The following is a 12,944-nucleotide window of genomic DNA, read 5'->3' on the forward strand; positions in this document are numbered from 1 at the left end:
GTTTTTTTGTTTTCAGAGCTTAGTATTCTACTCAGCGTCCTTTTTTGTTTTTGCAGCGGCTTTTTTAGGTGCGGCTTTCTTGACTGTTGCCTTTTTAGCGACTGGTTTTTTCTTCGGTGCGGCTTTCTTCTTTGCCTCTTCAACCCACTTTCCTGCATTGAAATGTGCAGTCCAGCCTGTTGCTTTACCGTCAACCTCAGTCATTACATATTGTTCTTTATTCTTACGGCTATAACGAACAATTGCTAAGTTACCATCAGGATCTTTTACTGGTGCATCAGCTAGATAATAAAACTTAGGTGAAATACGATCTCTAAAACGCTGTAACTCTTCCACTTTAGGGGCACGAGTTTCACGTGATTTAGGGAAGGTATTCGCTGCTAAGAAAATACCTGCAGCGCCGTCACGTAGCACAAAGTATGCATCAGATTTTTCACACTCTAACTCTGGTAACTGAACAGGGTCTTCTTTTGGTGGCGCTGCTTCGCCGTTACGCAGTAATTTACGGGTGTTTTTACACTCATCATTACTACAGCCAAAGTATTTACCAAAGCGCCCTGATTTAAGCTGCATATCTGATGAGCATTTATCACATTCAATGATAGGGCCATCATAGCCTTTAATTTTAAACGTGCCCTGCTCAACGACATAACCCTTACAAGCAGGGTTATTACCACAAACATGTAATTTACGAGTTTCATCTATCAGGTATGAATCCATTGCCGTTTCACAAATTGGGCAACGCTTCATTTGCATCAATGTTTCGGTTTCGACATCTTCAACGTCAGCGGCAACCGCTTCATCACCTGACACTAAGTTCATAGTGGTAGTACAACGTTCTTTTGGCGGTAAATTATAGCCTGTACAGCCTAAGAAAACGCCAGTAGAGGCTGTTCGAATACCCATTTTTCTGCCACATGTTGGACAGTCAATATCAGTTTCGACCATTTCATTTTTACGCATCCCACCTTCATCTTCTTCACCACTGGCTAAAGTCAGTTGTGTAGAAAAATCAGCGTAAAACTTGTCAAGTACCTGTGTCCAGACACGCTCACCTTCAGCGATGTCATCTAACCGGCCTTCCATTTTTGCAGTAAAGTCAAAGTTCATCAGATCAGTAAAGTTCTCAACTAAACGATCGGTGACAATTTCACCCATTTTTTCTGCAAAGAAACGACGGTTTTCAACACGGACATATCCACGATCTTGTATCGTTGAAATAATTGATGCATAGGTAGATGGACGACCAATACCACGTTTTTCAAGTTCTTTTACTAAACTCGCTTCACTAAAGCGTGCTGGCGGCTTAGTAAAATGCTGTTTTGGATCAAGTTCAACAAGGCTTAATATCTCGCCTTCTTTAATAGCTGGTAGTGATTGATCTTCTTCGTTCTTTTTTCGAACTGCTGGTTGTACTTTAGTCCAACCATCAAAACGTAACACCCGTCCTTTGGCTCTTAATTGGAAATCGGCGGCAGTAACAGTTAATGTTGTTAAGTCATATTCAGCAGGGACCATTTGACACGCAACAAATTGACGCCAAATTAATTCATAAAGCTTTTTAGCATCCGGGTCTACGCCATCTAGGTGACCAGATAATACAGTAACACTTGAAGGACGGATCGCCTCATGCGCCTCTTGTGCATTGCCTTTTGAACTATAACTAATAGCTTCTTTTGGTAAATACTTATCACCAAACTGCTGCGAAACATACTCGCGACACATTGCAACTGCATCTTTCGACAAGTTGGTTGAGTCAGTTCGCATATAGGTGATATAACCTGCTTCATACAAACGTTGCGCTAACATCATGGTCTTTTTAACGCCATAGCCTAAACGCGTACTCGCAGCTTGTTGCATTGTTGAAGTAATTAGTGGCGCACTAGGACGACTTTTACTTGGCTTTTCCTCAACACTAACAACTTTATATTCAGCTTGCTCTAAAGATGCAGTAGCTGCCATAGCTTGCGCTTCATTGACTGGCTTAAAGGCTTTATCACCTTGTTTGAACACCTCTAAACGAAGTGCCGACTCGGTATTTTTCACATCGGCATGAATATCCCAGAACTCTTCAGGAATAAACGCTTTAATTTCACGCTCGCGCTCAACTAACAAACGTACTGCGACAGACTGTACTCGTCCAGCGGATAAACCACGGGCAACTTTTTGCCACAATAATGGCGATACCATAAAGCCTACAACACGATCTAAAAAGCGACGAGTCTGCTGGGCATAGACCATGTCGGTATTTAGCTCACCAGGAGCCTCAAAGGCGGCCTGAATGGCATTTTTAGTTATCTCATTGAATACGACACGCTTATATTTTTCTGGCTCTCCACCGATAATTTCTTGCAGGTGCCAAGCAATTGCTTCTCCTTCCCTATCCAAATCCGTTGCGAGATAGATTTGGTCAGCGTTTTCAGCGAGCTTTTGTAATTCTTGAACAACTTTTTCTTTACCTGGTAATACTTCGTAATGTGGCTCCCAGCCTTTATCTGGATCAATCCCCATTCGAGCTACTAAATTTGTATAATCACGCTGTTTTTTGTACGCGGCCTTTTCTTCTGGTGCCATTTTACGTACTTCTGCAGGTGTTTTTACAGCAGCCGTTTTGGTTTTGCCTGAACCGGAGGTAGGAAGATCTCGTACATGCCCAATAGAGGACTTGACGATAAAATCGTTTCCTAAATATTTATTAATTGTTTTAGCCTTAGCAGGAGACTCTACAATTACTAGCGATTTGCCCATAGTTGCCTATTTCTAACCAAGTATTTTAAATGTGTTTTGCCCATTTACGGGCGCGAATATTTATAGGTATATCTACAAACACCAATTGTTACAAGCTTTTAATACAAACTTTTCTGCTTTTAATGAATAATTAAACAATTATTGTCGTTAATTTAGACAAAACGGTGTTTTAAGGTATTTGCAGTGGAATATATAGAATAGCAACAAAAATGCCAACCTTATGGTTGGCATTTTTTAAAACTAAACAATCTTAAGGTACTTTTGGATCATCTCTAACTGATACTGATAAAGATGAAACTAATCCTGATGGTGCTGTTGTTTTAATTTCTAAAAAGCCACTTGTGATATCATTGCGATTATCTGCAGGCTCACGACCAAGCGCAAATGATAAGCTAACCGGAACTCGACTCGTTGTATTCGGGAAGGCATAATTTTCTGGCTCGCCACTGAGTACACCATTATCCGTTAATATGGTTACTCCTGTACCTACAGGCAATGGATTATTAAATATATCAGCAATAAACACGGTCAAATTAATACTCTCTTGGCCGGTAGCTGACGTTAAATCCACTTCAGTTATTTGACACATTTTTTGGCTAGTTAAATCATTTTGTACCTTACGTACTAAGTTACTATTTATGTCACTATTAACATGTACTTCTGTAGCAGTTACGCCTTGTACATCAGTACATTCGTCGGCATATGTTACCAATCTAAAGAGAGCGTTATCACTCGACATTACGATCTCTTGATTTTGAAATACATTTATCATTTCTCGTGTACATATACCTGCTGCATCATCTTCTGGGCGACACAATAAGCCATTGTATAAACCATTTTGTTGAGTCCACTGGGCATTGCCATCAAAATCTATAAATTCCTCAAGTTCATCCCCTGCAGAATTAGCCGCAGAGCACAGTTCAGCTGCGGTTTCACAATTTTTTCCACCAAATGTTCCATCTTCATTATTATCAATAAAGGCTTCTGGCTTATCAAAAAGATCATCAAAGAAGTCTTCTTCATCAAAATAACCATTGCCATTTAAATCAGAAAATGTTTCTTCACCTATAGCATAAGCGAGTACCGTTGCTCTCCCGCCTAAAGGTAAGTCAAACGCTGTATTATCATTATTTTTAATACCAAGCGGACATGGTAGTCCACTATCGCATTTATCTGCGATAGTATTTCCGTAAAAGCTGCGAGTAATTCCGCCCTCAACTATAAACTCAGCAAACGGTCGTGGGTTGCTACTACGCCACTTAACTGAACATCCCCCGTTAGATGTAGTACAACTGGGCTCAATAACCCCACCTTCGGTAATAAAACTAACCGCAGTTCCATCGGGCACTGGATTGTTAAAATGGTCAGCTAAGCGAACATTAACATCGACTTCAGTGCCATCAACATTTAAACCATGCACATTAAATTGCGAACGAGATAGTGAAAAACTATTTTGGTCAGCAATACCAGTGCTGACCACTAAAACATCAGATGGTGCTGTTACAATTACATTCTCACCATCAACGTTTTGCTCACTGGAAGCTATCACTTTGACTGGCGTTGGCACTACTCCTGATTGCACAACAGTTTGTACTACACCATCAGCATCAGTGAAACCTGATAACTGACCTAACTTCAATCCACCGACTTCCGTTGCTAACTTAAAGTTTACAGTTCGAGCTGGGAGTACATTGCCATTTTCGTCAATTAACCTAAAGCGAACAACAGAGGTTTCTTTTCTGTTTGCGCCGCCGGTACCTTTAAGCGCAATAACTGGTTCAGATACATCTAAAAACTCTAAAGAGCCAACATTTGCAGCAGAGACGTTCACTACCGTAGAAGCAGAAACAGTATTACCACCAGTAATAACTGTTGCTGTTATTAAGTCAGCGCCAACACAACCTTGTGCTCTATATGTTGAACGCGCAACACCACCGATACTAGTCACACTGGCATCTATAACAGCTAGGCCTGCATCAACACAACCTGATGTAAACTCAACAGATAATGGAGAAACGAAGGTTTCTCCATTTTTGCTCAGGTTTACTGAGATTAAAGCGGTTGAACCTGCTGATAAAACTTCTGATTCTGCCAAAGAACTATTGATACTAACATCAACATCTACTGCTGATATTTGAAATGCTTTTTTTATAGAGCTTTGAAGAACAGTAACTGTTATCTCGCCTGCACCTACATCCCTTCCAGGCACAAGGTCCAATAGTGCGATACCATTCTCATTTGATATAGCAGTACCAGTGCTTGGTGAAATAGCGCCAATAGTCGTCGTTGCAGTTACAAGAGTTTGTGCTAATGGCGTTGTTGATCCTTGCTTTGTTAATTCAATAAACACGATTGCTGCATCTTCGCCCGATATGCTCGTTGTTTCCTCGCATAAGTTAGGGTCTCGCGTCGTTCTAAAATCAGATTGGCAATTAATCAAAATTTTAAAAGCGATATCAGCATTATTTTGATTTGGGTCTATCGCATCCCCCCGAGTATAAAAGCCAATGGAAGACTCTACAGCTTCATATTGGGCTGTTATAAGCCCCGCCCCTTCAATAGTTCCTGTCGTGATATTGAGCGTAGCGACACCATCTTGATTTGTAAGTGCAGTGCCCGAGCTTGGCAGTAAACTACCAAGCGTCGAGGTAAAACTCACCACTCTATTGACTACGGGGTCACCATTTGAGTCTGTAACTCTTGCTTTGATAATACCGCTCTGCTGTGCATTAATTTCATTCGTGTCAGATAAGTTTACAGATGAAGTAAGGCTTAAATTGACATTAAAGTCTTCTGACACGCCTTGAACTGGAGCATCACCCGCAGCAGTATAAGTATAAGCATTCGAATTAATAACTTGCTGCGACTCAGAAAGATAACTAGCAGAAATGTTACCTGCTCCCGCTTCAGAACCTGTAAGTAAATCAAGTTTAGCAATACCTTCGCTGTTGGTCATAGCGGTACCATTTGAAGGGTTTAGAATACCAAAACCTGACACATTAAACTGTATTAGCTTAAAGGCCGCCGGCTGTTGATTTAATAGCAATTTAGCTTGAGCTACTGATGGTTCTGAAAAAGTAACGTTTCGTGTTGCGGTGTTATCTGATGAAAGTAAAGTAACAACCAAATCTGCTGAGGCACTTGCGTCTATGAGGGTCTCAAAGCTAAATGGTTGTGAAGTTATTGTTTCCCCATTATGAGTATACGTTGCTGTTGCTTCTCCAGCTCCGATGACATCACCAGCGGATAATTCAACCGTTGCTATACCAAGGTTGTTAGTTAAAGCCGTTCCAGAAGAAGGCGTTATTTCACCTATATTGTCAGCTAGATTAAAAGTGATTCTAACATTCGATAAAGGCTCTCCTTGTTGCTTTAATGTTGCTTGTAAATCCAGACTATTCAAAGTAGTAACTGTATTAGTAGGCTCTGCAGTTAATTGAGATAGTCCTTTCAAACTAAGTGTAAATGCACCTTGGTTACTTTCTCCTTGCCCACCCGTAGATGTAAAAGCAAAACTGCTATTAACATTGATGTCATTGCCGGTGTAAGTCGCCGTTATCTCACCAGCGCCTGCTTGTAGTCCAGCTGAAAGCTCAACAGTGGCTATCCCTTCGCTATTGGTAAGTGCAGAATTTAAATTTACAGCACCTATATTATCAGCCAAGATAAAAGTGATTCTTTGCCCACTTGCCGGCTCATTATTTTTTAATAGAGTTATCTTTATATCTATCGGATCAGCTTCGGTTACTGCATTAATAGTTTCATCGCTTGCTTTTACGTAACCCTGAACAGATAAGGTATAAATGGGATCAGCAGTAGTACCATCATCAATTGTTCCACCGTCCTTTTCAAGTGTTCCACCGCCACCACACGCGGTGATAAAAAAACTCAACAGTATGACACTGAGCCATCGCATTAAAGGCATTGCCCTCTCCCTAGCGTTTGTTATTAATTATTTAAAGAATACATTTACTCAATATTAACCTATAACACGCTTGAAAATCACAACTTTTATTTGTTTTTTGTTGTTTTTTTGATCCATATTTTTTTTTCATATTTATCGATTTTTTCTGTATAAAAATCTGCATGCTGGTAGGCTATGGTAAATTTATAAAAAATAGATTGTTACTATGTCAAAAATCCGTTCAATGAGTTTAACCACCCGTATCATGATAGGTATGTTTCTGGGGGTTGCTGTAGGCTTCATTTTCCAAGCAATATTAGCTGGCGAAGACGATTATCTAATCCCACTTGGATTATTCTCTTTGCCAATTAAGAGCTTTTTTGTTGATGGTTTATTTCATATTGGTGGACAAATATTTATCGCCAGTTTGAAAATGTTAGTTGTACCGCTGGTATTTGTATCACTTGTTTGTGGTACATGTAGCTTAAGTGACCCGAAAAAATTAGGCCGTTTAGGCGGTAAATCAATCGCTCTTTATCTTATTACTACCGCAATTGCAATTACGGTTGCGATTACCTTGGCATTATTAGTTAATCCAGGGGAAGGGATTAACTTACCTTCTGAAGCGACTTATAGCGCAAAAGAAGCACCCACTCTTGCACAAGTAATCATTGGCATGTTCCCAACCAATCCAATTGATGCCATGGCAAGCGGCAATATGTTACAAGTAATTGTATTCGCATTGCTATTTGGTATTGCAATGGCTCTTGGCGGCAGTGCTGGTAAACGAGTAGCGGTTGTTTTTGAAGATTTAAACACCGTGATCTTAAAGTTAGTTACCTTATTAATGAATGTGGCTCCTTATGGGGTGTTCTGCTTAATGGCGAAGCTATTCACTACTATCGAGTTGAACTTGATAGTCAGCTTAGCTAAATATTTTGGTGTTGTGGTGGCTGCACTATTTTTCCATGCCTTCATTAATTACACTTTGCTACTGAAGTTTTTAACTGGATTAAACCCAATTATCTTTTTGAAAAAAATGAAACATGCCTGTTTATTCGCATTTAGCACTTCAAGCTCAAGTGCAACAATGCCTATTACACTTGAAACAGCCACTAAAAAATTAGGGGCAAAGAATTCAGTTGCGTCATTTACAATTCCACTCGGTGCCACTATTAACATGGACGGTACAGCAATCATGCAAGGTGTGGCTACGGTATTTATTGCACAAGTATTCAGTGTTGATTTAACGATTTCAGATTACTTAATGGTAATTTTAACCGCCACTTTAGCGTCTGTAGGCACCGCTGGTGTTCCTGGCGTAGGCTTGATCATGCTTGCCATGGTCCTGAATCAAGTTGGTTTACCTGTTGAGGGCATTGCCATCATTATTGGCGTTGATAGGTTACTTGATATGACTCGTACGGCGGTCAATGTCACAGGCGATTGTATGGTGACATGTGTGGTTGCTAAATCTGAAGGTGAACTAGATGAGGCAGTATTTAACGACCCAAATGCAGCCAAAGACTTAGAGGATTATCACAAATCAACTGACTAAAGTTGTCCGTGTATAAATGAAAAAAACCCGCAAATTTGCGGGTTTTTTTATCATTTAATAACGGAAACCTTTATGGGTTTAGCCCTTTTAAACGAGACAATAATGATATACCGGTTTTGTTAACAGTGTTACTCAACCCGATAGCAAGCTTGTCGCTTAAGCTCTTTTTAACTTTATATTTAATTTTATATATTTGTCGCTCATCTTGATACTTAAGTAATGTGTCATCACTGGTTTCTATGGTATCGACTAGACCTTTTTCAAGCGCTTGAGTCGCAAACCAGTGCTCACCTGTTGCCACTAAGTTAATATCTAAACTTGGCCGTTGACTGCTAACAAACTGTTTGAATAAGCCATGGGTTTGCTCTATTTCTTCTTTAAACTTCTCCCGTGCTTTATCTGTATTTTCACCAAATAAAGTTAGGGTACGTTTAAACTCACCCGCAGTGATTTGTTCAAAATCAACATCGTTTTTCTTCAGAATTTTATTAAAATTTGGAATTTGTGCTATCACACCAATAGAGCCAACGATAGCAAACGGTGCGGCAACAATTTCATCAGCGACACAGGCCATCATGTAACCACCACTGGCAGCAACTTTATCAATCGCAACCGTAAGGTGAATACCTCTATTTTTAATGCGTTGTAGCTGGGAAGCAGCAAGTCCATAGCCATGAACTACACCGCCACCACTTTCTAGCCTAACCAACACTTTGTCTTGCTTAGGATCGGCAATTGCAACAATTGCGGTAATTTCTTCACGTAAACTATCGACTTCATGGGCATCCATACTACCATTAAAATCAAGTACATATAATCGTGGTTTCGACTGTTCATCAGTGCTTTTTTTAGCATCATTCTTTTGGGCTTTATGGTGCGCTTTTAATGCTTTTTTAGATAAGGTGCTTGCAATAAAATCATTTTTCAAATCATCTAACTGCTCAGAAATATCATCAATCTCAATCTCACCTTTTTTACTTTTAGGCTTTATCGCTGCAGCGACACTAATTAATATTACTGCAGCGGCGGCAATCACAAACGTTGCCGTTTTAGCTAGAAACAGCCCGTACTCATATAGAAATTCCAATCGTATTCTCCAAACAAAAATTTCGTCTAATTTACCATTCAAACAAAAAAAAGCCACTTTTCAGTGGCTTTTCATTTATTTTAATACTCTAGAAAGTTAATCAGTGACAATCTCGGTATTTTGAATAGATAATGCACGACCTCGAGTTACTAAATAAGTTGCAATCTGTAATTGCATTTCAGTTGTCACTGCAGCACTCGCTTGTGGCGATAATACCGAGCTGTGACCACCATCTGTAAACTTAACTAAATAACTGCTAGGCTCAGCATTTGGCCCTTGTGTAGTCGCCACAGTAGAAAGCCCCATTAATCTAGCAAGTGTTAGCGACCCTGCAATTGGGTTATTGACGGTTGTTGGTGGAATAACTTGGTCAGGAAGATTACCTGCACCATCACCAACCACGACATTCATATAAACTGGTGTGCCAAGAGCATTCAAACTGGTCGCATAGTTTGTTGGATCTCCACTATCAAGGACCGTTTGTGCAGCAAATGCAAATTGTGTCATTACACCTTGGATCTTGGCCGTTTTAGCCGTTTCACCTGCAACAGTTAATGAAGTTATATATTCAGGATAAGCACAACTTACATATGCTTGCTGGTTTTCGGCAAACACACCACAATTAGATACTGCATCAGTTTGTAAGTAAGTCGCAAATTCAGCTGATTCTGCCGTACCTGCGGCCAATAAAACAGAGCCTTGTACAAATGGCCCAAAAGACGCTGACTCTAATAAGAAACTGGCGATACCACCACCACCACTGGCAAGAGCAACAGTGTTCACTTTGAACAATCCATCAACTTGTTCATCGAGTGGCGTATTAGCTTGTGCTATAAAAGCGGGTGCTACTACAGCTCCTAATGAATGACCTATAAATGACACGTCTTGTGTATTCAATGACGTATCGTTAGTCAAGTTTAAGCCTAAACGCAGGCCTAGTAAGTCGGCCGCAGACTGTCTTAAATTGTCGCGCGCAACGAGTAATGATTGCAAGTTCATATACGCCAAAACAGAGCCAGTTGAGGCATTAAAATCATCTATACCATCATCATCCACGTCGATACCACGCTCACCATGAACCGGGTGATCAATGGCAACTGTTGCAAAGCCTTGAATGGCTAAACTAGCCGTTAATGCCAACATGTCTTCTTTTTTAGAAGTAATACCGTGCTGCATAATCACCACAGGCCAACCACCCGCAGGCATTTCAAGTGCAGACATACCAAGACTTTGTGTTCTGATAAAATTTATTACAGGCAAAATAGGTTTTGTTATCTGAACAGGTACTTCTTGCTGGCTTTGCACTTTAGGGATTGAGTTGTATTTAGTTAGATGTCTTGTTGTATCTAGTCCTAAATCACGTAATCGTCCATCACTTAATGCTGAGCAAGTGCCATCGCTGACACTAACTGGAGCTGTCGGAAAGTTTTCTCCTTCAGCTGCTTTATACCCTAATACTGCAACTGCGTTATCGCACATGCCTTGCCAGTATGTAGCAGCTAAATCTGAAATTTCTTTTCCTTCAGGCTGAGATAAATACATGGGTAATGTAACGCTGCCTTTTTGATATTGAACACCTGCAAATGCTGGCGAAAGTCCCGTAATACCTTGTGAAGCAAAGACTTGCTCAACCGTTAACATTGGTTGTTCAGGAATTTGAACCATTGGCGTTGGCAAGGCTGGATTTTGTAAGCTCGCTGCTAGCAATTTTTTAATAGTACCAAGCACTGGACCTACAGATTGAATGGTCATCGCTGCTGAATATATAATCTCATCTTTAGTGATCGTGCCGCCTGAAATAAGTACATTTTCATAGCTATTTACCACGCCCTGCAGCGCGAGTTGCGATTCAGTTACTAATGGGGCTTCCTGTTTTACTAATCCGTAGGTTGAAGATGGCTGGATTGAACGCCCTAATGAGTCTTTAAGCTCTGTCGTCAGCACATTAATGTACGAGCTGCCAGCTTTAAACGGTTTTAATGGAATAATAGCAACCGCATTACCACTTGCTTTAGTGATGAAATCAACGCCAAAGGTTAATTCACCTAATAATTTACATCCTGCTCCAGCGGGTACCGCTGCGCAATCTGCATCTGTTAAACTAGCGCCCATAACAACTTCAAAAATACGCACAGATCCCGGCGCACCAGCCGAACTTTCATCAAGGCTAACATTCGCAGGAAAGGTAAGATCTACTTTATAAGGAACTTGGCTAGACCAGCCATCAAGTGCACCTAGTGCCAGTGACGGGTTAGCATAGGCGCTTCTTGGCACTGATACACCATTAGCACTCAACTCACCGGGGATATTTATAGTGCCATCTTTTGTACCACTCATTAATAAATCATTTGGTACTGAAATAACCCCATTTGCGGGATCAAACTTCACTGTAGCTGATGGAATAACTGGTGGTGTATCATTTTTAACATCTTCTAACGTTTCACCGCCGCCGCAACCAGCTAGAGCAGCTGTAATTGCAAGTGAGAGTAGCATTTTTTTCATATTGTTTGCTCCGCACGTAATCTTTTTTTTATGTGTGTTGATAAATAAGTGTAGCTAATTTTGTTACTAATTCTTTTAAGTTTTCGCGTAATATTTAGTTAAAATAATGTAATTAGGTTATTAATAAGACATTAGACCAGTTAAAGTTAACGTAAAGTTTCAAATTTCGCCACCTTATTTTGCAATAAATTCGATAACTTGGTGTTTTGCTATGTTAAAATCAATCAAATTGATTTTTTGGACCTTTATTATGCAAACCTATAAAGCGGCTGATAATGCCCTACAAGACAAAGTGATCTTAGTAACTGGTGCAGGTGACGGCATTGGCCGAGTGGCTGCAATAACTTATGCCAAACATGGCGCAACGGTTATATTATTGGGTAAAACCACCAGCAAACTGGAAGCGGTATACGATGAAATCATTGCCGTTGGCGGGCCAAAACCTGCCATTGTACCGATGGATTTAAAAGGTGCAAGCAAACAAAACTTTCGTGATTTAGGCGCTACCATCGAACAGCAATTTGGTAAACTAGATGGCTTGCTCAATAATGCAGGAATAATTGGCTCACTGGGTCCACTTGAGCATTTTTGTTCATCAACGTTTGATAACATCATAAAAGTGAATGTTACCGCTCAAGCGATGATCACAAAATATATGTTTCCAGTTTTACGTAAATCTCCAAGTGCTTCAATTATTTTCACCTCTTCTGGGGTTGGTCGCCAAGGCCGTGAGTTTTGGGGCGCGTATGCCATTTCAAAATTTGCAGTTGAAGGAATGATGCAAACATGGGCATGTGAAGTAGGTAAAACGAATATCCGGATAAATTGTATTAATCCCGGCGCCACCCACACAGCTATGCGTGCCAGTGTCTATCCAGGCGAAGATCGCGATAAACTAGCCTGCCCTGAAGACTTAATGCCAACTTATTTATACTTAATGAGTGATGATTCAAAAGACGTCAATGGTCAATCATTAGACGCGCAAACAAAGAAATAATACCAGTCGTGTTAAGTACTGAGCATTTATAGCGACAGATAAATACAGTGATAACAAGGCAGGAATTTTGACATGTAATTGTTCTACATAAAAAATCCCTAACGCAGTTAGCGATTTATTTAGCCTGCTAGAATGGTTAAATATTTAA

6 protein-coding genes are annotated in these 12,944 nt (G+C 40.3%); 2 read left to right on the forward strand and 4 right to left on the reverse strand.

The genetic code is table 11. The annotated features are described in order from the left end of the window. Positions 1-27: 27 nt before the first annotated feature. On the reverse strand, positions 28-2,748 hold the full coding sequence (gene topA, locus H5154_RS07280) for a type I DNA topoisomerase (protein WP_182717886.1): 2,721 nt from the start codon (positions 2,746-2,748) through the stop codon (positions 28-30). A gap of 250 nt (positions 2,749-2,998) precedes the next feature. Further along, positions 2,999-6,673: an Ig-like domain-containing protein gene (locus H5154_RS07285; RefSeq protein ID WP_182717887.1), complete on the reverse strand. Its 3,675-nt coding sequence runs from the start codon at positions 6,671-6,673 to the stop codon at positions 2,999-3,001. Between the two features lie 205 nt (positions 6,674-6,878). On the opposite strand from H5154_RS07285, the gene H5154_RS07290 reads away from it, so the two are divergent. Further along, on the forward strand, positions 6,879-8,210 hold the full coding sequence (locus H5154_RS07290; protein WP_182717888.1) for a dicarboxylate/amino acid:cation symporter: 1,332 nt from the start codon (positions 6,879-6,881) through the stop codon (positions 8,208-8,210). 70 nt (positions 8,211-8,280) lie between these two features. Here H5154_RS07290 and sohB read toward each other — a convergent pair whose 3' ends face one another. Then, complete coding sequence (gene sohB / locus H5154_RS07295) at positions 8,281-9,297, reverse strand: protease SohB (RefSeq protein ID WP_182717889.1); 1,017 nt, start codon at positions 9,295-9,297, stop codon at positions 8,281-8,283. Positions 9,298-9,393: 96 nt separating this feature from the next. Next, positions 9,394-11,799 (reverse strand): VolA/Pla-1 family phospholipase, encoded by a 2,406-nt coding sequence (locus tag H5154_RS07300; RefSeq protein ID WP_182717890.1) that lies wholly within the window; start codon positions 11,797-11,799, stop codon positions 9,394-9,396. Between the two features lie 250 nt (positions 11,800-12,049). Here H5154_RS07300 and H5154_RS07305 point away from each other — a divergent pair, with 250 nt between their 5' ends. After that, positions 12,050-12,796 (forward strand): YciK family oxidoreductase, encoded by a 747-nt coding sequence (locus H5154_RS07305; protein ID WP_149981190.1) that lies wholly within the window; start codon positions 12,050-12,052, stop codon positions 12,794-12,796. Positions 12,797-12,944 lie beyond the last annotated feature (148 nt).

Origin of the sequence: Pseudoalteromonas sp. SR44-5 (assembly GCF_014163675.1) — a bacterium.
Classification (GTDB): Bacteria; Pseudomonadota; Gammaproteobacteria; order Enterobacterales; family Alteromonadaceae; genus Pseudoalteromonas; species Pseudoalteromonas rhizosphaerae.